General features: G+C 63.0%; 18 protein-coding genes. 9 read left to right on the plus strand and 9 right to left on the minus strand.

What is annotated here, in order from left to right; genetic code table 11:
- Positions 1–22: 22 nt before the first annotated feature.
- Complete coding sequence (gene sbcD, locus AAIL67_RS10440; protein WP_343483961.1) at positions 23–1,267, plus strand: exonuclease subunit SbcD; 1,245 nt, start codon at positions 23–25, stop codon at positions 1,265–1,267.
- Positions 1,264–4,695: an AAA family ATPase gene (locus tag AAIL67_RS10445; RefSeq protein ID WP_343483962.1), complete on the plus strand. Its 3,432-nt coding sequence runs from the start codon at positions 1,264–1,266 to the stop codon at positions 4,693–4,695. The genes sbcD and AAIL67_RS10445 overlap by 4 nt, the downstream gene beginning before the upstream one ends.
- Before the next feature lie 8 nt (positions 4,696–4,703).
- On the opposite strand, the gene AAIL67_RS10450 is transcribed toward AAIL67_RS10445, so the two are convergent.
- A complete protein-coding gene (locus AAIL67_RS10450) occupies positions 4,704–5,669 on the minus strand; it encodes an intradiol ring-cleavage dioxygenase (RefSeq protein ID WP_343483963.1) in 966 nt (321 codons plus the stop codon).
- Positions 5,670–6,008: 339 nt separating this feature from the next.
- Between AAIL67_RS10450 and AAIL67_RS10455 the strand changes: the two genes are divergently transcribed.
- The 5 genes from AAIL67_RS10455 to AAIL67_RS10475 all read left to right on the plus strand — a co-directional run bounded on the left by AAIL67_RS10455 (position 6,009) and on the right by AAIL67_RS10475 (position 12,499).
- Positions 6,009–7,124 (plus strand): TRAP transporter substrate-binding protein, encoded by a 1,116-nt coding sequence (locus AAIL67_RS10455; RefSeq protein ID WP_034354417.1) that lies wholly within the window; start codon positions 6,009–6,011, stop codon positions 7,122–7,124.
- A 116-nt stretch (positions 7,125–7,240) separates the two neighbouring features.
- Positions 7,241–7,813, plus strand: coding sequence for a TRAP transporter small permease subunit (locus AAIL67_RS10460; RefSeq protein ID WP_003068125.1), 573 nt, complete (start codon positions 7,241–7,243; stop codon positions 7,811–7,813).
- Entirely contained in the window at positions 7,810–9,747 is a 1,938-nt protein-coding gene (locus tag AAIL67_RS10465; RefSeq protein ID WP_343483966.1) for a TRAP transporter large permease subunit, read from the plus strand. The genes AAIL67_RS10460 and AAIL67_RS10465 overlap by 4 nt, the downstream gene beginning before the upstream one ends.
- Positions 9,748–9,967: 220 nt before the next feature.
- Positions 9,968–11,752, plus strand: a complete 1,785-nt coding sequence (locus AAIL67_RS10470; protein WP_224648949.1) for an FAD-dependent protein — start codon at positions 9,968–9,970, stop codon at positions 11,750–11,752.
- A gap of 177 nt (positions 11,753–11,929) precedes the next feature.
- Entirely contained in the window at positions 11,930–12,499 is a 570-nt protein-coding gene (locus AAIL67_RS10475) for a hypothetical protein (protein WP_063663840.1), read from the plus strand.
- Between the two features lie 18 nt (positions 12,500–12,517).
- On the opposite strand, the gene AAIL67_RS10480 is transcribed toward AAIL67_RS10475, so the two are convergent.
- The 6 genes from AAIL67_RS10480 to pyrC form a co-directional block, all read right to left on the minus strand.
- Complete coding sequence (locus AAIL67_RS10480; protein ID WP_063663838.1) at positions 12,518–13,312, minus strand: enoyl-CoA hydratase; 795 nt, start codon at positions 13,310–13,312, stop codon at positions 12,518–12,520.
- A gap of 86 nt (positions 13,313–13,398) precedes the next feature.
- Positions 13,399–13,767, minus strand: coding sequence for a YXWGXW repeat-containing protein (locus AAIL67_RS10485; RefSeq protein ID WP_003068115.1), 369 nt, complete (start codon positions 13,765–13,767; stop codon positions 13,399–13,401).
- A gap of 124 nt (positions 13,768–13,891) precedes the next feature.
- Positions 13,892–14,764, minus strand: coding sequence for a protease HtpX (gene htpX, locus AAIL67_RS10490; RefSeq protein ID WP_003068113.1), 873 nt, complete (start codon positions 14,762–14,764; stop codon positions 13,892–13,894).
- A 73-nt stretch (positions 14,765–14,837) separates the two neighbouring features.
- Positions 14,838–15,656, minus strand: coding sequence for a DUF3025 domain-containing protein (locus AAIL67_RS10495; RefSeq protein WP_224648951.1), 819 nt, complete (start codon positions 15,654–15,656; stop codon positions 14,838–14,840).
- 14 nt (positions 15,657–15,670) lie between these two features.
- Positions 15,671–16,552: an NYN domain-containing protein gene (locus tag AAIL67_RS10500; RefSeq protein WP_224648952.1), complete on the minus strand. Its 882-nt coding sequence runs from the start codon at positions 16,550–16,552 to the stop codon at positions 15,671–15,673.
- A gap of 149 nt (positions 16,553–16,701) precedes the next feature.
- Positions 16,702–17,748 (minus strand): dihydroorotase, encoded by a 1,047-nt coding sequence (gene pyrC, locus AAIL67_RS10505; protein WP_063663836.1) that lies wholly within the window; start codon positions 17,746–17,748, stop codon positions 16,702–16,704.
- A 162-nt stretch (positions 17,749–17,910) separates the two neighbouring features.
- Between pyrC and AAIL67_RS10510 the strand changes: the two genes are divergently transcribed.
- Together AAIL67_RS10510 and rocF are read left to right on the plus strand one after the other, a co-directional pair.
- On the plus strand, positions 17,911–19,017 hold the full coding sequence (locus AAIL67_RS10510; protein ID WP_224648953.1) for an ornithine cyclodeaminase: 1,107 nt from the start codon (positions 17,911–17,913) through the stop codon (positions 19,015–19,017).
- 13 nt (positions 19,018–19,030) lie between these two features.
- On the plus strand, positions 19,031–19,984 hold the full coding sequence (gene rocF / locus AAIL67_RS10515) for an arginase (protein ID WP_034354450.1): 954 nt from the start codon (positions 19,031–19,033) through the stop codon (positions 19,982–19,984).
- A 71-nt stretch (positions 19,985–20,055) separates the two neighbouring features.
- On the opposite strand, the gene AAIL67_RS10520 is transcribed toward rocF, so the two are convergent.
- A complete protein-coding gene (locus AAIL67_RS10520) occupies positions 20,056–20,793 on the minus strand; it encodes an amino acid ABC transporter ATP-binding protein (protein ID WP_034354453.1) in 738 nt (245 codons plus the stop codon).
- A gap of 143 nt (positions 20,794–20,936) precedes the next feature.
- The gene (locus AAIL67_RS10525; RefSeq protein ID WP_003068096.1) at positions 20,937–21,608 is read right to left on the minus strand and encodes an amino acid ABC transporter permease; all 672 of its coding nucleotides are present in this window, start codon (positions 21,606–21,608) and stop codon (positions 20,937–20,939) included.
- Position 21,609: the final 1 nt, after the last annotated feature.

A 21,609-nucleotide genomic window follows, 5' to 3' on the forward strand; every position in this document is an offset into this window, starting at 1 on the left:
CCGGCTGGCATACCATCGCCGCATGCGTCTTCTCCATACCTCCGACTGGCATCTGGGCCAGCACTTTATGGGCCGCAGCCGTCAGGCCGAGCATCAGGCCCTGATCGACTGGTTGCTCACCCAGGTGCAGGCCCATGCCGTGGATGCCGTGCTGATCGCCGGCGACATCTTCGACACCGGAGCCCCGCCCAGCTATGCGCGCGAGCTGTACAACCAGCTCATCGTGCGCCTGCACGACGCAGGCACGGCCTTGCTGATCCTGGCGGGCAATCATGACTCGGTCAGCGTGCTCGATGAAAGCCGAGAACTGCTGACCTACCTGGGCGCCCAGGTGGTCAGCTCGACCGGTGATGAGGCCCGGCATGTCGTCACGTTGCCGCGACGTTGCACAGCGCGGGAGCCTGGCTGCATCGTCTGCGCACTGCCCTTCATCCGCCCGCGTGATGTGCAGCAAAGCCAGGCCGGACAAAGCGCACAGGACAAGCAGCAGGCACTGCAAGTCGCGATTGCATCCACCTACCAGCGCGTGTATGCCGCAGCCCTTCAAACGCAGAATGAGATACAGGCCAGCCAGGGCGAACTGCTGCCCATCATTGCCACCGGCCATCTGACCACGGTGGGTGCCAGCAGCAATGAATCGGTGCGTGAAATCTATGTAGGCGCACTGGAGGCTTTTCCGACCAATGCTTTCCCGCCAGCCTGCTATATCGCCCTTGGCCATATCCACAAGCCGCAGCTCGTCGGCGGGCTCGATCACATTCGCTACAGCGGCTCTCCCATCGCGCTGGGCTTTGACGAAGCCAGGCAGACCAAGCAGGTACTGCTGGTGGATCTCAATGCCGGCGGGCTGCAGGCCGTCACCGCCCTGCCCGTGCCGGTGTTCCAGCCCATGGCCTCCATCACCGGCAGTCTGGCGCAGATGCCTGCCTTGCTGAAATCTGCCTCGGCCCAGGCACAAGCCGATCGACCGGTCTGGCTGGAGGTGACGGTACAGGAAGACGACTATCTCTCCGACCTCACGGCGCGCGTGCAGGCCATGGCCGAGTCGCTGCCCGTGGAGATTCTGCGCATCAAGCGCCAGCGCAGCCAGGCTGCGGCACAGCTGTCCGGCGAGGCCCGCGAGTCGCTGGATGAACTCACCCCGCTCGATGTATTTGCGCGCCGACTGGCCCAGGAGAGCCTGGAGCCCCGGATGCAGTCCGCGCTGACCGAGAGCTATCGGCAGGTGCTGAACGCTCTCGACGATGAACGAGGAGCTGCGGCATGAGAATTCTCAAACTGCGGCTGAAGAATCTGAACTCGCTCAAGGGCGAGTGGAACATCGACTTCACCGCGGCCCCCTTTGCCGACAACGGCCTGTTTGCCATCACCGGATCCACGGGCGCTGGCAAGTCCACGCTGCTCGATGCCATCTGCCTTGCGCTCTATCACCAGACGCCGCGCCTCGACAGCATCAGCGGCAGCAACGACATCATGACGCGCCACACCGGCGAGTGCGAAGCCGAGGTGGAGTTCGAAGTCAAGGGCGTGGCCTACCGCGCCTTCTGGAGCCAGCGCCGCGCGCGCGGCAAGCCGGATGCCGCCCTGCAAGCTCCCAGGGTGGAGCTGGCACTGGTGGCGGACGGCAGCATACTCACCACCCACGTCAAGGACAAAACCCGGCGCATCGCCGAAATCACCGGACTGGACTTTGCGCGCTTTACCAAGTCCATGCTGCTGGCCCAGGGAGGCTTTGCCGCCTTCTTGCAGGCCACGGCCAATGAGCGCGCCGAGCTGCTCGAAGAATTGACCGGCACCGATATCTACGGTCGCATCTCGCAGTCCGTTTTCGAAAGAGCGCGCGACGCCCGCCAGGCCCTGGAAAAGCAACAGGCTCAGGCACAGGGCATGCAACTGCTGGATGCCGGCACACGCGAGCAGCTGCAATCCCAGGCGGCACTGCTACAGACCGGCTTGACGGATCTGCAGGCACGCCACCAGCAGCTGCAAACCGTACAACGCTGGCAGGCACAGACCATGCAGGCCATGGAGGAGGTGGAGCAGGCGCGCAATGCACAAGCGAACGCCCAGCAAGCGCTGAGTGATGCCGCGCACGATTTGCTGCGCCTGCAGGCCCACGGACCTGCGCAGGCAATCCAGCCCATGCACCATCGCTGGCAGCTGGCACAAGACCAGCAAAGCGAACAGGCCGCGCAATTGCAGCAACTGCATACCCTGCGGCTGCAAGCCCAAAGCGCGCAATGGCATCAACACCAACAGGCCCGGCAACTGGCTGGCGATCAGCTGCAGCAGTCAAGGCTGCAGCTGCAGTCTGCACAGGCCCGGCAGGCCGACTTGACGGCATGGCAGCAAGCCCATGCCAGCCACGCCCTGCTGGGTGAAAACCTCAGCGGCTGGCGCGAGCAGCTGCAGCAAGGCCAGCAACTGCAACGGCAAACCGTCCAGGCAGAAGGCCAGATGACGCAGTTGCAGAAGCTCGCCCGGCAACTGCAGCAGCAAGCAGATGCACAGACGCAGCAATCCACGCAGTCGACACGGCAAGTCTCCCAGACGCTGCAACAGCAGCAGGCCTCAGAGCAAGCCCTGCAGCAGCAGTTGGCCACGCACGGCAGCCTGCCTCAGCTGCGCAGCCACTGGCAAAACGCAGAGCGCCAGCTGCATCACTGGCAGCAGTTGCAGGAACATGCCGCACTGCGCCAGCCCCTGGACGTGCAGCAGCAGCGCAATTCGCAGGCGTTGAGCTCCGTTGATTCCCGCATTCAGGAGCAGCTGGCGCAACGCGATGACTTGCGTGCGCAGTACAAGGCACTCAAGGAAAAGGCGGCCGACAAGCAAGCCCTGCTTGACCAGGAGCGCCTCATCCAAAGCCTGCAAGAGCACCGCGCCGCGCTGCAGCCCGGAGATGCCTGCCCGCTGTGCGGGTCTCAGGATCACCCAGCCATCACCGAATACGCGGCGCTGGATGTATCAGCCACAGCCGCTGCTCTGCAGCAGGCACAGAGCGAACTCGAGTCGCTGCAGCGCCAGGGCGAACAGCTGAACACCGCGCTGGCCACTGCCCAGGGTCAGCAGCAGCTGCAGCAGGAGCAGCACCAGGCCATTGCCCAGCAGATTGAAAAATGGCTGTCACGCTGGGCTGACTTGCGCGCACAGAGCGCAGTGCCGCTGGATGAGGCGGCATGGCAGCAGCCCGAAGCACTGCGCACCGCTTGCGCTGAAGCCGGGCAGCAGATTGCGCAGCTGCAACAGAGCCTGGCCGATGCCGAAACTGCCGAACGCCAGCTGCAACAGTCCAAGGACGCCTGCCAGGCGGCTCTGCAACACCAGCAGCAGATCGAGCATGCACAGGCCAGCACCCGGCAGGCTCTGCAGAACAATCTGACGCAGCAGGAGCAGACCGCTCAGGCACTGCAAGCCTTGATGCAGCAGGCCGGCGACCTGCAAACTCGCTTGCAGCTTGCCCTGCAGACGGCAGGCTACGCATTGCCCGAGAGCGCGGACACCGCAGACTGGCTAGATGCGCGTCAGCAGGAATGGCAGCAATGGCAGCGCCAGCAACAGGCAATGCAAGAGCTGACCCCGCAGATCGACCTGCTGCAACGCCAGGTCGAGCAAGCCGCAGAGAATGCCGAGCACTGGCTGCAACGCAGCCAGGCCCTGCCCGATCTGCCCGCCGACGCCACCGCCTGTACAGCGCCACCCGCCGCCACGCTGCAAGACTGCAGAGTTCTGCTCGAGCAGACTGCGCAGCAGCTGGCCAGGCTGCAAGGTCAGGCAAGCCAGGCACAAGCCACGCTCGAGCAGCTGCAGCAATCGACGCGGCAGGCCCAGACCGAATGGCAGCAGGCGCTGCAGGCCAGCCCGTTCTCCGACGAAGCGCAGTACACCGCAGCCCTGCTGTCCGATGCCGAACAGCAAGGTCTGCAGGCACTGAGCAACCAGCTTCAGGGCGCGGCACAACGCGCAGCCGCCTTGCAGGCAGACGCCAGCCGGCGCCTGACCACACTGCAGACACAGGCGCTCAGCGATGAAGCACCCGAAACCATTACCGAGCAGATTACCCAGCTGGAGACCGAACGCGCCCAGCAGGCCGAGCAGCTGGGCGCCCACCGCGCCCGCCTCAAAGATGACGATGACCGCCGCGCGGGCCAGCAAGCCTTGCTGGCCCGGATTGCCGAGCAGGAGCAGGACAGCGATCTCTGGCAACACCTGGACAGCCTGATAGGCTCCTCCAAGGGCGACAAGTTCCGCAAGTTTGCACAGGGGCTGACGCTAGACCATCTGCTGCATCTGGCCAACCGGCACCTGGAGCGCCTGCACGGTCGCTATCTGCTGCGGCGCAAGCCCACGGGCGAGCTGGAGCTGGACATCGTGGACGGCTGGCAGGGCGATGTGGCGCGCGACACGCGCACGCTCTCGGGCGGCGAGGCCTTTCTCGTCAGCCTGGCACTGGCACTGGCACTGTCCGATCTGGTCAGCAGCAAGACCTCGATTGACTCGCTATTCCTCGACGAAGGCTTCGGCACGCTGGACGGCGATACGCTGGAGATGGCCCTCGCCGCGCTCGATGCACTCAACGCCAGCGGCAAGATGATTGGCGTCATCAGCCATGTGGAAGCGCTCAAGGAGCGTATTCCGGCGCAGATCCGCGTGGAAAAAGCGGCCGGAATCGGCTACTCCAGACTGGTGATCTGAAGTCTGGTTCAGGTGCCAGGCGGAGGTGACGGCATCATGCCCGGGCGCGGCGGCCGCATGCCGCCGGGCCGCCCCGGACCTCCTGGCCCACCCGGGCCGCCTGGCGGCATGGAGCCCTTGACCTGGCAGAGCTTGTCGGCACTGTCGCTGCGCACCACCATGGTCTTCGATGCCAGCATCACCCCTCCCAGGTTCTGCACATCGAAGACATAAGGCGTCTTGTCCGGCTCCTGCCCGACCACGTTGTCCACATCCAGGCGGGTATCGGGCTGGCCCTTGTCCTTGTAAAGCGGCGCCTGCGCAAAGATCTCGCTATTGAGCGCATCGCTGAACAACAGCTGGCTGGTCAGCCACGATGCAGCGCTGTCCGCCGGGTCGTAGCTGCCTTGCAGAATGCGAAAGTGCACATGCACGGCACGGCCGCGATACCAGCCGGGGTAGCAGCTGTCGAAGCGCGCCACGCCATTGCCGTCGGTGCGCTGATAGCCGCGAAAGAACTGCTTGTTCACATCGGCGGCATCGTTGTTGCACATGCGGTGAATCTGGCCCGAGTAACCGCCCGTGTGATTGGTATGCCAGATCTCCACAATCGTGCCCGGCACCGGCTCGCAGCGCTCGTTGACCACGCGAATCTGCATATGCAGCGGCAGGCCATCCCAGCCATCGCTGACATCCATGCGCTCGGGAGACAGCGTGTGACAGGGGCCGATGGTGGCCTCGCAGGTCAGGCGGCAACTGCCCGCCAGCCCTGCACTGGCAAACGGGTTGATGCCGCGCACAGCGGCTGTGATGGCCGCCGTACCACCGCTGAGCCATGGAGCAGCCGCTTTCCCCACGCTCCTCACCGACTCCGCAGCGGGAGCTGCGCAGCCGAGCAAGGGAATGACGGGCAGCACCCCCAGCACAGCACCGGAATGCTGCAGCCAATGTCTGCGGGTAAGCGGCAGGAAAGAGTCGGAGGATGAATAAGGCATGGAGCTTTGGCGTCAAGTCAGACTGGCTGCATGCTAGTGCACGGCAAGTCATTCAGGCGCTTGCCTTGCGAGCTTTACCGCAACGATACATCTACGCAGCGCCCCCCAAATTACCCTTAACCGGCAGATCTCCAGCACTGCCAAACACTCACCAATCCATAGCAAACACCACTTTAATTGCGGGCGTAATAGATTGATTTCACTAAAGAAACATCAAGACTTCAAGCCGCCATCCACCCATCAAGTCTGGTGTTAACCCTCTGCGCCGGCCTGTCACTCGCTTCAAAGATGCATGCACTGGCGGAAGGCCAGGATAACCACCCAGAGGAGATGAAGTAGATGACACAGGAGACCCAGAAAGCCGGCCGCCGCAACCTACTCAAAGGTGCCGCGGTGGCTGCTTCCGCCATGTCCGTGCCCATGATAAGCACGGCCCAGACCACGTCCTGGCGCTTTCAGAGTACCTGGCCGGCCAAGGACATTTTTCACGAGTTTGCCCAGGACTTCGCGAAGAAAGTCAACGACATGACTGGCAACCGCCTCAAGATCGAGGTGCTGCCTGCCGGCTCCGTGGTGCCAGCATTCCAGTTGCTGGATGCCGTATCCAAAGGCACGCTGGATGGCGGACACGGCGTGATTGCGTACTGGTATGGCAAAAGCCAGGCCGTAGCGCTTTGGGGGTCCGGACCGGCCTTTGGCATGGATGCCAATATGGTGCTGGCCTGGCACAACTATGGCGGAGGCAAGGAGTTGCTGGACGAGATCTACGGCGGCCTGAAAATGGACGTGGTCTCCAAACTCTACGGCCCCATGCCGACCCAGCCGCTGGGCTGGTTCAAGAAACCCGTGGCCAAGGTGGAGGACCTGAAGGGACTGAAATTCCGCACCGTCGGCCTTGCCGTGGATGTGTTTACGGAAATGGGTCTGGCAGTGAACCCGTTGCCTGCCGGTGAGATCGTTCCAGCCCTGGATCGCGGCCTGCTGGATGCCGCCGAGTTCAACAATGCATCCAGCGACCGCGTGCTGGGCTTTCCGGATGTGACCAAGAACTGCATGCTGCAAAGCTTTCACCAGTCGAGCGAGCAGTTTGAGGTGCTGTTCAACAAGACCAAGTTCAACGCCCTGCCGGCCGAGATCAAGTCCATCATCGAGTACGCCACCCAGGCCGCCAGCGCCGACATGAGCTGGAAGGCCACCGACCGCTATGCCAAGGACTATGCAGAGATGCAGTCCAAGCAGGGCGTGAAGTTCTACAAGACACCCGACGCCATCCTGCGCGCCCAACTGGCCGCCTGGGACAAGGTGACATCCAAGAAGGCCGCCGAGAACCCCATGTTCAAGAGGGTGATGGACTCCATGCGCACGTTTGCCCAGCGCAGCGGGCGCTGGCAAAACGATACCGACCTCGACTTCAAGATGGCCTGGAACCACTACTTCGCGCAAAAACGCAGTTGATGCCGACACAGCGCAGCCCAGAAGGGGCTGCGCCTGTCTGCCTCCCGCAACCCCGCCCCGGCAGGCGGGCATCCCATCCTCTTCGCACCTCGCTGCATCATGCAGCGGAGACTGCCATGCAAAAAATTCTGCTTGCTGTCGATGCGTTCTCGACCTTTATCGGCAAGGTGGCGGCCTGGGCCGTGGTGCTGTTGACAATGCTGATCAGCTGGGAGGTGTTCTCCCGCTACGCACTGAACAAACCTCACGCCTGGGTGCTGGATGCACAGATCATGCTCTACGGCACCATGTTCATGCTGGCCGGCGCCTACACCCTGTCCAAGAACGGCCATGTGCGCGGCGATGTGCTCTACGGCTTCTTCAGCCCGCGTGCGCAGGCTGCCGTGGATCTGTGCCTGTACATCCTGTTCTTCCTGCCTGGCGTACTGGCGCTGACCTGGGCCGGCTGGACCTATGCCCACGAATCGCTGGACATTCGCGAGCAGACCTTCTCTGCCCATCCGTTGCCGCTGTATCCATTCAAATTCATGATTCCGCTGGCTGGTGGCGTGCTGCTGCTTCAGGGTCTTGCTGAAATCGCCCGCTGCATGCTGTGCCTGCGCGACGGCCAGTGGCCCCGTCGCGGCGCAGACGTGGAAGAAGTGGATGTGGAAAAGCTCAAGGAAATGGTGCAGGAGGGCAAAGCATGAAGATGCGCAAGGAACTCTGGTTCGGCTTTTCCATCATGGCCCTGGTCGTGCTCTCGGCCATCGTGCTGCTGCTGGGCGTAGAAAACATCACCAACGGCCATCTGGGCTTGCTGATGCTGTCGCTGGTGGTGGTCGCCATCATGCTGGGCTTTCCCACTGCCTTCACGCTGATGGGCATGGGCATGATCTTCACCTGGCTGGCCTATGAGCGAGATACCACACGCACACTGGATTTGATGGTGCAGTCAGCCTACAAGAGCATGACCAATGACGTGCTCATCGCCATCCCCCTTTTCGTCTTCATGGGCTATCTGGTCGAGCGCGCCAACCTGATCGAAAAGCTGTTCAAAAGCATGCACCTGGCCATGGCCCGCGTGCCGGGCTCGCTTGCTGTGGCCACGCTGGTGACCTGCACCGTATTTGCCACCGCCACCGGCATTGTGGGCGCCGTAGTCACGCTCATGGGTCTGCTGGCACTGCCAACCATGCTGCGTGCCGGCTACAGCACGTCCATGGCGGCAGGGGCCATCACGGCGGGTGGCTGCCTGGGCATCTTGATACCGCCTTCGGTGCTGCTGATTCTCTATGGCGCGACAGCAGGCGTTTCCGTCGTCCAGTTGTATGCCGGCGCTTTCTTCCCTGGCCTGATGCTTGCCGGCCTGTACGTGGGCTATGTGGTTCTCATGGCCAAGATCAAGCCGGCCTGGGCACCACCGCTGTCAGCCGCCGAGCGCCAGGTAGCTCTACCGCCCCTGACTCGCGAGCTGCCCGCCACCGCTCAGCAATACGCCCCCATGCGCCTGCTGGCCGCACTCAAAGGCCAGCGCAATGCACAGGTTCCCACGGGCTACCTGCTGCGCCAGCTGGCCGTGGTGGTTCTGCCCGGAATGCTGTTCCTGCTGCTGGCTGCGAGCAGCTGGCAGGCAGTGACGACGCCGAAGGTGCAGGAACAGTTCGAGATCCAGCCCATAGGCATGGAAAGCGGCAGCTCCTCCAGCTCCGGCACAGGCCTTGCCGAGCCGCCCATAGAAGGTGGCTTGCAGGAACCACCCACCGAAGGAGGGCTGCAGGAGCCGCCCGGCTCAGAACCCTCCAGCACAGTGGCAGCAACGGCGCCGGCAGAGCCTGAAACAGGCAGCAACGCACCGGGCGTGCCTGCTGCCAGCCAGGCTGAAACCCAGCCAGCCCCCACCTGGTGGTGGATTGGCTTTGCACTGCTGGGGACCTGCACCGCACTGTTCTATCTGTTTCTGAGTTTTGCGCGGCTGGAAATCTTCAAGATGCTGCTGGGCTCGTTCTTTCCGCTGGTGGTGCTGATCCTGACCGTACTCGGCTCCATCGTCTTTGGCCTGGCCACGCCGACCGAAGCGGCTGCCATGGGCGCCTTGGGCGGCTTTGTGCTTGCCGCTGCCTACAAGCGCCTGAGTATCGATGTCGTCAAGGAGTCCGTGTACCTGACTGCCAAAACCTCGGCCATGGTCTGCTGGCTGTTTGTGGGCTCGGCCATTTTCTCCGCCGCCTTTGCATTGCTGGGCGGGCAGGAGCTCATAGAGCGCTGGGTACTGTCCATGAACCTCAGCAAGATAGAGTTCATGATCCTCTCTCAGGTCGTGATCTTTCTGCTGGGCTGGCCGCTGGAATGGACGGAGATCGTCGTCATCTTCATGCCCATCTTCATCCCCCTGCTCAACCACTTTGGCGTTGACCCGCTGTTCTTCGGCCTGCTGGTGGCGCTGAATCTGCAGACGGCCTTCCTCTCTCCGCCCGTGGCCATGTCTGCCTTCTACCTCAAGGGAGTGGCACCGCCTTCGGTGACGCTCAACCAGATCTTCGTGGGCATGATGCCCTTCATGGGCATACAAATCCTGGCCATCGTGCTGCTCTACATCTGGCCGCAGATCGGTCTGTGGCTGCCGCAACTGCTCTACAAATAACAAAAGGCCACCAGCACATCACTATCAAATGCATAGCTGACTGCGCTTGTTCCATAGCAACTTCGTGTTCAAAGAGATGAGAGCATGAGCTGTATCAAGCGCAAACCGCTATCTTCCTAGAAGCAATAAGCACAACAAAAGCCGAGGTCACCATGGCCTTGTCGCGCAGTCATCAGGTCTTTGCCGTACCATCCAGACCCTTGCTTGATAGGTACAAGCCATGATCCGGATCGCAGAACTCAAACTCCCTCTCTCGGCGGTTGAATACCACCCCGAGAACCACACCGAATACCAGCCCACGGACAAGCTCACGCAGCTTGCGGCCGAGCGCCTGGGAATTACGGCCGCCGCCATTGCAAAGCTGCATGTGCACAAGCGCAGCTTCGATGCGCGCAAGGCGGAGCTGCTGGCCGTCTACATCGTCGACATCACTCTGGCCGATGAGAGCCAGGAGGCCGCGCTGCTGACGCAGTTTGCCGACCATCCCCATGTCAATCCCACGCCCGACATGAGCTGGAAACCCGTGGGCCAGGCCCCGGCGGATATGAACGAGCGCCCCGTGGTCGTGGGCTTTGGACCCTGCGGCATGTTTGCCGGGCTGGTGCTGGCCCAGATGGGCTTCAAGCCCATCGTGCTGGAGCGCGGCAAGACCGTGCGCGAGCGCACCAAGGACACCTGGCGCCTGTGGCGCAAGCGCGAGCTGACGCCCGAGTCCAATGTGCAGTACGGCGAAGGCGGCGCCGGCACCTTCTCCGACGGCAAGCTCTACAGCCAGATCAAGGACCCGCGCCATCTGGGCCGCAAGGTGCTGACCGAGTTCGTGACCTATGGTGCGCCGCCCGAAATTCTCTACGCGGCTCACCCCCATATCGGAACTTTCAAGCTGGTCAAGCTGGTCGAAGGCATTCGCGAGGAAATCGTGCGCCTGGGCGGAGAAATCCGCTTCGAGCAGCGCGTGACCGATGTACAGATCGAAGAGGTCGACGGCCAGCGCCAGCTGGTCGGTCTGCAGGTGCTCGACCAGGCCACGGGCCAAAGCTATGCGCTGCCCACCCATCATGCCGTGATGGCTCTGGGCCACAGCTCGCGCGACACTTTTGCCATGTTCTACGAGCGCGGTGTGGCCATGGAGGCCAAGCCCTTCTCCGTGGGCTTTCGCATCGAGCATCCGCAAAGCGTGATCGACCGCGCCCGCTGGGGCAAGGATGCCGGCCACCCGCTGCTGGGCGCTGCCGACTACAAGCTGGTGCACCATGCCAAAAATGGCCGCGCCGTCTATAGCTTTTGCATGTGCCCGGGCGGCACCGTGGTGGCAGCGACCAGCGAACCCGGGCGCGTCGTCACCAACGGCATGAGCCAGTATTCGCGCGCCGAGCGCAATGCCAATGCCGGCATGGTCTGCGCCATCAGCCCCGAAGACTACCCGCAAGACGCCGAGAGCTTTGCCTGGGCCTTCGACGGCAAGACCTTTGGCGTCGAAAAGCAGCAAAAAGGCGAGCATCACCCGCTCTCCGGCATTGTGCTGCAGCGCCAGCTGGAGTCCCAAGCCTATGTGCTCGGCGGCCAGAACTACAGTGCGCCCGGCCAGCTCGTGGGCGACTTTGTGACTGGCAAGCCCTCCACCGAATTTGGCGAGGTGCAACCCTCGTACAAGCCCGGCATCAGCCTCGGCGATCTGCACCAGGCCCTGCCCGCCTATGCGATCGAAGCCATGCGCGAGGCCCTGCCCGCCTTTGGCAAAAAGATTCGCGGCTACGACATGAAGGATGCCGTGCTGACCGGTGTGGAAACCCGCACCTCGTCCCCGGTCAAGATCGGTCGCGGCGCCGACTTCCAGAGCGACAACACGCGCGGCCTGTACCCGGCCGGCGAAGGTGCCAGTTATGCGGGCGGCATTCTGTCGGCCGGTGTGGACGGCATCAAGGTCGGCGAGGCCGTTGCAGCCGCGATTCTCGGCGTCGAGGTGCCCTCATCGGGCGCGCGCGGCTCGGGCGGCGCCCTCTAAACGAGGCAGGCAGCCGCGCTGCACCCACTCCCAGGCATGCCAGCCCTGCCGCTGGTCACCTTTGATGGGCGCTTCCATACCAGACGTCATGGCTTCACAAGTTTTTGGACGCTGACTGACAATGCACCAGGTTTGGCATCGCTACGCTGGTGACTTCATTGCACGCCAAGCGTCTCCATGAAACCTCTGCGACCTGCCCCTGCCTCCGTGTCCCTGGGACTGGCCTGCTGGCTGGCGGCAGTCAGTGCCAGCGCACAAACCAGTGATCCCGCTGCTGCGGCGGACAAGAGCGCCGACAGGCCCTCGGCGCTATCGGGCTGGATGCTCGGCTACGCCCCCCTGGACTGGCATTTCTCCGATGCCAAAAAGGAAAACGATTTCGAGCCCGACGAACAAAAGCACGCCTATGTCTGGCTGATCCAGGCCGAGAAGGAGCTGGACGAGCGCCATATCGCGGGATTTGCCTATTTCAGGAACTCATTCGGCCAGCCCAGCCAGTACGCCTATTACGGCTGGCGATTCAGGCCTTTTGACAGCGTGCCTGGCCTTTTCTTCAAGGTCACGGGCGGCATCATTCACGGCTACAAGTTTCCGTACAACAAGAAGATCCCGTTCAACAACAGGCATGGCTGGGGCATCACGGCCATTCCGGCCGTGGGCTATGACTTCAACAGCAACTGGGGCACCCAGATCAATGTGCTGGGCAATGCCGGCGTGATGTTCCAGCTCAACTACACGGTTCGCTAGGCCGCAGGGAACGACCTGTCAGGCACCGCGCAGCCTGGCAAAGTCAGGCGCACGCTTTTCCAGAAAGGCCGCAATGCCTTCGCGAGACTCCTCGCTGCCCTGGGCCTCGACCATATGGTCGGCCTCCAGCGCCAGCTGCTGCTCCAGGCTGTGGCGGTGTGCCACCCGGCACAGTGCCTTGATACGCGCGGTCGCCACTTCCGGCCCCTGGGCCAGTTGCCGCGCCAGCTCCAGCGCTTGAGCCAGGGCCTGGCCCGGCTCCGTCAAACGGTTGATGCAGCCATGCGCATGCATGCGCTCGCCGCTGATGCGCTCGCCCGTCAGGCAGAGCTCGGTCAGCAATTGACGGGACATGAACTCGGCCAGAAACGAAGTCGCGCCACCGTCGGGTGTGAGGCCGACCTTCACATAGGCCACCGAGAAAACCGCCGACCTTGCCGCCACCAGCATGTCGCAAGCCATGGCCAGAGAAAGGCCTGCACCCGCGGCAGCGCCCTCCACCGCTGCGATCACAGGCTTGGGGCAGTCGCGTATGGCACGAATCAGATGGTTGAGATCCTCAAGCTTTAGGCGGCGTTCGGCCAGCGGCATCTCGCGCCTCCTTGCCAGCTGGTTCAGATCGCCGCCAGCGCAGAAATGACCGCCCTCGCCCGTCAGAATCACGGCGGCCACCGAGGCATCGGTGCCGGCCGCACGCAGCGCTTCCATGACCGCGTGGTAATACTCGGGAGACAGCGCATTGCGCGCTGCCTGGTTGTTGTTGGAAAGAACGAGAACAGCGCCTTCGCGGCGGGTGACAAGAGCAGGATTCACGGCAAACCTCCTGCATCCGACTCTAGCGATGCCGGCACGGCCCGCCTAGCGGGCGGATGCCTTCTCTTGTCACCTAGCGGACGCCCTCAGCGGCGCGGTCCCCAATGGCCGCCGCCGTGATGCCAGCCGCCAGGACCATGGTTCCAGCCCCCTTCATGCCAGCCGTAGCCGGGACGTGGCGGCATGGCCCAGCGACCGGGACGCCAGTTATAGCGTCCGCCGCCCCAGCCCCAGGAGCCGCCGATCCAGACATAGGCCGGCGAGGGAGCCACCGGGATCACCTCGTTGATCAGGGGAGGCGGGGCCATGGGTGCATAGACGTCGCCCGCAACCACCTCGGTTCCATAAGCCGGATAGGCCGGGGCCACCACGCAGCCCGTAAGCAGGGCAGCGGAGCCGCCCAGCAGCAAGACCGGCAGCAGTCGGCGGGTCATGGTTTGAGAGATGAAGGACATCGCAACTCCTGAAAGTCCGGGGACATGTATATGCTCCTACAACGCAAAAGCCCCTGCCGGTTGTTGACAGGGGCTTGTGAAGCAGCGGTAAAGACCGGCTACTGCCGTTTACACATGCGTACGCTTAGCGGGCGTTCTGCAGTGCAGCAATGCGCTGCTCGATGGGCGGGTGGGTAGAGAACAGCTGGCCGATGCCACCGGCAATGCCCATGGCCGCCACGCTCTTGGGCAGCTCGCCCGGATGCATGCCGCCCAGACGGGCCAGCGCATTCATCATGGGCTGCTTGCGACCCATGAGCTGGGCAGCACCCGCGTCCGCACGGAACTCACGCTGGCGCGAGAACCAGGCCACGATCATGGCGGCGACAAAGCCCAGCAGGATATCCAGCACCACGGTGGTGATCATGTAGCCGATGCCGGGGCCCGAGCTTTGCTCGTCGTTGCGGCGCAGGAAGGAGTCGACCGCATAGCCGATCACGCGCGAGAGGAAGACCACAAAGGTGTTCATCACGCCCTGGATCAGCGTCATGGTCACCATGTCGCCATTGGCGATGTGGGCCACTTCGTGACCGATCACGGCCTCGACCTCTTCACGCGTCATGCCTTCGAGCAGACCTGTGGACACGGCCACCAGGGCCGAGTTCTTGAAGGCGCCAGTCGCAAAGGCGTTGGGCTCGCCCTCATAGATGCCGACCTCGGGCATGCCGATGCCAGCCTTTTCAGCAAAGCCGCGCACGGTGTTGACGATCCAGGCCTCGTCGGCGTTGCGCGGCTCGTTGATGACCTGCACGCCCGATGTCCACTTGGCCATGGGCTTGGAGATCAGCAGCGAGATGATGGCGCCGCCAAAGCCCATGATGAAGGCAAAGCCCAGCAGGGCGCCCAGATTGAGGCCGTTAGCAGTGAGGTAGCGGTTGACGCCCAGCAGGCTGGCGACGATGCCCAATACCGCCACCACGGCGATATTGGTCAGTAGAAATAAGGCAATACGTTTCATCGAGGGTGTACTCCACACAGGGGACAAAATGACCAGAACCCCTGAGGCACCGCCTGTGCAGGACGAATGCGCATCAAGCCAGTTCTGTTTCTGGCAGTACCCGTTGTTGTGTTGTTTGTGCGGTACGTGGGGCTCGGAAAACTAGAGAGTCATCATAGAAGGAAAAGTTCTGGTTTTGCAGGCACCAGTCCGGGATTCCCAATATGGGAATTGGTAGATAGGGCTTGCCGGCCAGATTGCAAGACTGGGTCCGCAACTGATGGTCCAGCCAGCCATCGGCCTCGGCCAGCGATGCCAGCCCTGGAGCCTGCCCCAGCGGCACGCAGATCACATGCGCGGTAATGGCCTTGCGCGGCTGAACCAGCTTTTCCAGCAGGGCATGGCCTATGGGAAGAAAGCGCGCCTGCGCCCACAGCACACGCCGGGCCACAAACAGCTCCTGCCAGCGCTTGTCGCGCAGCGCATCGCACAGTGCCTGCGGCGCGAGCAGCAAGCCGCCGTTCTCGTCCAGCACCGTGATCGAATCGCGCAGGCGCCCGCGCTGCGCCCCCACGCCCTGGCGCTCTATCTCGGCCGCCTGCAGCGCGTTGAGCCGCTGCTTGAGCAACGGCCAGTGCAGCCAGATCAGGCCGTTGAAGAAGTCATGCAGATTGTCGCGCGTGGGAATGCTGCGCCGGCTGTGGATGAATGCCTCATAGGCCTGGCCGGCAGGCAGCTGCAGCTGATCGACGAACTGCCAGCCCGGCAGCAGTCCTTGGGCGGCAGCCACCTCCTGCAAGGCCCGGGCCACGCCGGCACCGCCCAGCACCCGGTCATGAACCTGACGTCCAAGCGCTTGCAGCGGTGCCAGCCAGGGCGCCTGCCAGTCAATGGCCCAATCCACTGACGGCATTGCGGCTGGCTGCATCAAGGCAGCACCTCGTCCTGATGCCCACGCAGATCGCGCACCGCCACGCGGGCCGTGCCCTCGTCACGCAACTCGAACACCTGGGTCGCGGCCATGAGCTTGGTCAGCGAGGCATAGCCATAGTTGCGCGCATCAAACGACAGCTTGTTGCCGATATGCGTGCCCACCGCAGCCACACGTGCCCAGCCGGCTTCGTCCTGCGTCGCCTTGACGGCATCGCGCAGCATGGCAATGAGCTGCCTGTCTTCCTTGAGCATGTGCGAAGGCACGCGCAACGTGGTGCATGCCGGGGCCGCAGCGCCCGTGCCACCTGCCACCTTGCCATTGCTGACAGGGAGGGTCTGCTCGGATGGCTGGCTTGCCGCAGGCACTGCACGTGGAACTGCATCGGCCTCCAGCGCCTCGCGGCGTTCGCTGCGGCTGACAATGCCGTCGCCGAGTTCCTTGAGCGCATCGAAATACAGAAAGCGCGAGCAGGCGTTGACGAAAGCCCTGGGCGTCTGCTCCGCACCGAATCCATAGACCGCAGCGCCCTTGGCGCGCAAATGCATGACCAGCGGCGTGAAGTCGGCGTCCGAGGAAACGATGCCGAAGGCATCGGGCTTTTCGGTATAGAGCAGCTCCATGGCATCCACCGTCATGGCCATGTCGGTCGCGTTCTTGCCCTTGGAGTAGTCGAACTGCTGCATGGGCCGAACGGCGTACTCCAGCAGCTTGCTCTGCCAGCCATGCAGACCGGCCTTGGTCCAGTTGCCATAGGCTCGGCGGATATTGATCAGGCCGAAGGTGGACAGCTCGGTCAATATCTCGTCAATCATCTCCGCGGGCGCGTTGTCCGCATCGATCAGCAAGGCAATCTTGGGCTGGACATCGTTGGGCATGCAATCTCCTGAGCGCTGTTTGGCCAAGCCTAACCGAGGCCTTGTATAAAGCCAAATTAAAAAAGGAGCAGCTTGCGCAACTCCTTTCTTGATTTCAGACCGGAAACACCTTTAATTCAAGTGAACACAGGCGCTTGCAGCTACTGTTTTTAATCCTGCATCTTCCAGGGCAATGCTTCGCCAAAGCGCAGAGGCTTGAGCTGCGCACCTTCGCCGTATTCAAAACTCACGGGCGGCGTCCAGCTTTCCTTGACCAGGGTGATGGTGTCGGTGTTGCGGGGCAGGCCGTAGAAATCGGCGCCGTTGAAGGAGGCAAAGGCTTCAAGCTTGTCCAGGGCGCCAACGCCGTCAAACACCTCGGCATACATCTCGATGGCGGCGTGGGCGCTGTAGCAGCCGGCGCAGCCGGTCGCGGCTTCCTTCAGGTGCGCGGCATGGGGAGCGCTGTCCGTGCCCAGGAAGAACTTGCTGCTGCCGCTGGTGGCGGCCTGCACCAGGGCTAGACGATGGGTTTCGCGCTTGAGGACCGGCAGGCAATAGAAGTGCGGGCGCACGCCGCCCAGGAAGATGGCATTGCGGTTGAACAGCAGATGCTGGGGCGTGATGGTCGCAGCCAGGAAATCATCGGCCTCAGCCACGTACTCGGCGGCTTCCTTGGTCGTCACATGCTCCATGACGATCTTGAGCTCGGGAAAATCCTTGCGCAGAGGCTTGAGCTGCTGCTCGATGAACACGGCTTCGCGGTCGAAGAGGTCGATGCTCTGATCGGTGACTTCACCATGCACCAGCAGCACCAGGCCTTCGCGCTGCATGGCTTGCAGCGTCGGGTAGATCTTGCGCAGATCGGTCACGCCATGGTCGGAGTTGGTCGTGGCACCTGCGGGATAAAGCTTGCAGGCCACCACGCCGGCCTCCTTGGCGCGCACGATTTCCTGAGGGCCCAGGTTGTCCGTCAGATACAGCGTCATCAGCGGCTGGAACTGGCTGCCTGCAGGCACGGCCGACAGAATGCGGGCGCGGTAGTCCGCAGCCATCTCCGCCGTGGTGACCGGAGGCTTGAGGTTGGGCATGATGATGGCACGGCCCATCTGGCGGGCAGTGTGCGGCACCACGCAGCGCATGGCATCGCCATCGCGCACGTGCAAGTGCCAGTCATCGGGGCGGGTAATCGTGATGGTCTGAGTCATGGCCGACATTGTCCCATCTTCGCTGGCGACAGGCCCGCACTCAAACCCATGCGGGCCCTGTCCTGGACCTGCGCACAGCGCGGTCATGGGTCCAGCTCTTGGGTATTTCCCAGGCCTTCCTCTGGCATTTGGCGCTGAAATCCTCAAAAATGGGGTCAAGGAGGAAGTCTCATGTCTGTTCCTCAAGCTCTGGCCGGCACACCATTCCGGACCGACTTTCTCAGCGCCAGCGACGCAGCCCGGCTGGTCGCGCGCATCGGCATCACCCAGGTGCTGCGCCTGATCAGCCAAGCCCTGGAGGCCGACTTCGGCCGCTGGCAGGACTTCGACAAAAGCGCGCGCACAGCCGCCCATTCAGCCAGCGGCGTGATCGAGTTGATGCCGGTGGCCGATGCGCGAGACTACGCCTTCAAATACGTCAACGGCCACCCGCACAATCCACGCCTGGGCCTTCCCACCGTGATGGCTTTCGGCGCGCTGGCCGATGTCGCCACCGGCATGCCGCGCTTTGTCAGCGAGCTGACGCTGACCACGGCCTTGCGCACCGCCGCCACATCCGCCATGGCTGCGCGCCATCTGGCGCGCGCCGGCAACCGCAGCATGGCGCTGATCGGCAATGGCTCGCAAAGCGAATTCCAGGCTCTGGCCTTCATGGAGTTGCTGGGCGTGCGCGAGCTGCGCCTGTTCGACATCGACCCTGCGGCCTCGCAAAAGCTGCTGCACAACCTGCAGCCGTTCCTGCCCGATTTTTCCGCTACGGCCATCGTCTGCACCAGCGTGCGAGACGCCGTGGCCGACACGGACATCGTGACCACCGCCACCGCCGACAAGACCCGCGCCACCATCATCCCCGGGCATTTGCTGGAGCCCGGCATGCATATCAATGCCGTGGGCGGTGATTGCCCCGGCAAGACAGAGTTCGATGCCAGCGCCCTGCAGCGTGCGCAGGTCTTTGTCGAGTACGAGCCTCAGACGCGCATCGAGGGCGAGCTGCAGCAAATGCCCGCCGACTTTGCCGTGACCGAGCTGTGGCGCGTGCTACAGAAGCTGGCGCCGGGCCGGACATCGGATGCCCAGATCACCCTGTTCGACTCCGTGGGCTTCGCGCTGGAGGACTACTCGGCGCTGCGCACCATGCATAGCCTGGCGCAAGGCGCAGGCCTGCTGTCACAGATCGAGCTGGTGCCGGAGCTCGCCGACCCCAAGGATCTGTTTGCCATGGTGAGACAGGCAGCCAGTCCCCAGATCATCAATCTTGCGGCCCGTAAGACGGCCTGAAGCGGAGCGGCTCATGGCATACACATCGTCCACACTGATCGGTCTGCCCACCGATATCGGTGCCTCGCGCCTTGGCGCGGCCATGGGGCCCGATGCCCTGCGTGTGGCCCAGCTCGGTCCTGCGCTGGAACGGCTGGGGGTGCAGGTCAACGATCTGGGCAATCTGAGCGGCCCCGCCAACCCGCGTGGCGCGCGCGATGCCCAGGGTCTGCGCAATCTGGCCGAATGCCTGAGCTGGAACCGGATCGCCCATGACGCGGTGCTGCAGGTGCTGCAGCAACACCGGCTGCCCATACTGCTGGGTGGCGACCATACGCTGGCCACAGGCTCCATCAGCGCCGTGGCCCGCCATTGCCGCGCCACGGGCAAGCAGCTGCGCGTGCTCTGGCTGGATGCCCACTCGGATTGCAACACCCCCGAAAGTTCGCCCACGGGCAATCTGCACGGCATGCCGGTTTCAAGCCTCTGCGGACTGGGACCGACGGAACTGGCCTCGCTGTCCGGCACGACTCCCGCCCTGCCCGCCTCATCGTTCTGCCAGATCGGCCTGCGCAGCGTGGACGAGAGCGAAAAGCACATGATCCGAGAGCTGGGGCTGGAGGTCTACGACATGCGGGCCATCGACGAACTGGGCATGCGTGAAGTGATGCGCCGCGCCCTGGTCAGCCTGCTGGGACGCAACGACAGGGACATCCACCTGCATCTGAGCTTTGACGTGGACTTTCTCGATCCTGACATTGCTCCCGGCACCGGCACACCGGTACGCGGCGGCCCCACCTACCGCGAGGCCCAGCTGTGCATGGAAATGATTGCCGACTCCGGCCGTCTTGCCTCGCTGGACATTGTGGAGCTCAACCCGGCCCTGGACCTGCGCAACCAGACGGCGGAGCTGGTGGTGGACCTGGTGCAAAGCCTGTTTGGTCAAAGCACGCTGATGCGCGCCCCCCGCGGCGTGCTGCAATGCTGACCGGCAGTCCGGCCCGGCCGCCATGAAAAAAGGCGCTCCTGCGAGCGCCTTTTTGCGGCTTGCCTGCGGTATCAATGCTGCAGGATCTTGTTGAGGAATTCCTTGGTACGCGGCTGGCGGTTTTCGGGATGGCCGAAGAACTCTTCCTTGCTGCAGTCCTCCAGAATCTTGCCGCCCACGTCCATGAAGATCACACGGCTGGCCACCTTGCGCGCAAATCCCATTTCGTGGGTCACGCACATCATGGTCATGCCTTCATGAGCCAGGCCCATCATCACGTCCAGCACTTCGCCGACCATTTCGGGGTCCAGTGCCGAAGTGGGTTCGTCGAACAGCATGACGATGGGATCCATCGACAGAGCGCGCGCAATGGCCACGCGCTGCTGCTGACCGCCGGAGAGCTGGCCGGGAAACTTGTCCTTGTGAGCGGTCAGGCCCACGCGGTCCAGCATCTTGAGGCCACGGGTCTTGGCGTCTGCAGCACTGCGGCCCAGCACCTTCATCTGTGCGATGGTCAGGTTCTCCGTCACCGACAGGTGGGGGAACAGCTCAAAGTGCTGGAACACCATGCCCACGCGGCTGCGCAGCTTGGGCAGATCGGTCTTGGGATCGTGCACTGCCGTGCCGTCCACAAAGATCTCGCCCTTCTGGAAAGGCTCCAGCGCATTGATGGTCTTGATCAGCGTGGACTTGCCGGAGCCCGAAGGGCCGCACACCACCACCACCTCGCCCTTGTTGATATTGGTGGAGCAATCGGACAGCACCTGAAAGCTGCCGTACCACTTGGAAACGTTCTTGAGTTCAATCATTTTTCACTCCGACTTTTGTCAGTGATCCATCGCAGCGCCTGCAGCGGGCTCGGTCAGGCCTGGGACAGCCAGCAAGGGCCGTCCCGCAGCCGAGGCCGTCGTCCCCCTTGAGGGGGAGGGCGCGAAGCGACTCAGGGGGTGTTTCATCGAATAATGGCGATCTTCTTGTGCAGACGCTTGACGAACCAAGACAGTGCAAAGCAGATCACAAAATAGGTCACGGCAGCCGCCAGATAGGATTCGATGGGTCGGCCGAAGTTCTTGCCGGCGATTTCGAAGCCCTTGAGCATGTCGTAGGCACCGATCGCATAGACCAGCGAGGTATCCTGAAACAGGATGATGGTCTGGGTCAGCAGCACGGGCAGCATGTTGCGGAAGGCCTGAGGCAGCACCACCAGACGCATGTTCTGACCATAGGTCATGCCCAGCGCCTGACCGGCAAACACCTGTCCACGTGGAATGGACTGGATGCCGGCGCGCATGATTTCAGAGAAATATGCTGCTTCGAATGCCACAAAGGTGATGATGGCCGAAGTCTCCGCGCCGATGGGCTTGCCGATCAGCATGGGCATCAGCAGGAAGAACCACAGGATCACCATCACCAGCGGGATGGAGCGCATGCCGTTGACATAGATGGTGGCAGGCAGGTCCAGCCACTTCTTGCCCGACAGGCGCATCAGCGCCAGCAAGGTGCCGAAGAAGATGCCGCCCAGCGTGGCGATCACGGTCAAGGACACGCTGAAATACAGCCCCTTCAGCACAAAGTTGCTGAACAGGTCCCACGAGAAAAACGACCAGTCGAGGTTGAGATTCATA

Origin of the sequence: Comamonas sp. A7-5, from assembly GCF_039581385.1 — a bacterium.
GTDB classification, from domain to species: Bacteria; Pseudomonadota; Gammaproteobacteria; order Burkholderiales; family Burkholderiaceae_C; genus Comamonas; species Comamonas thiooxydans.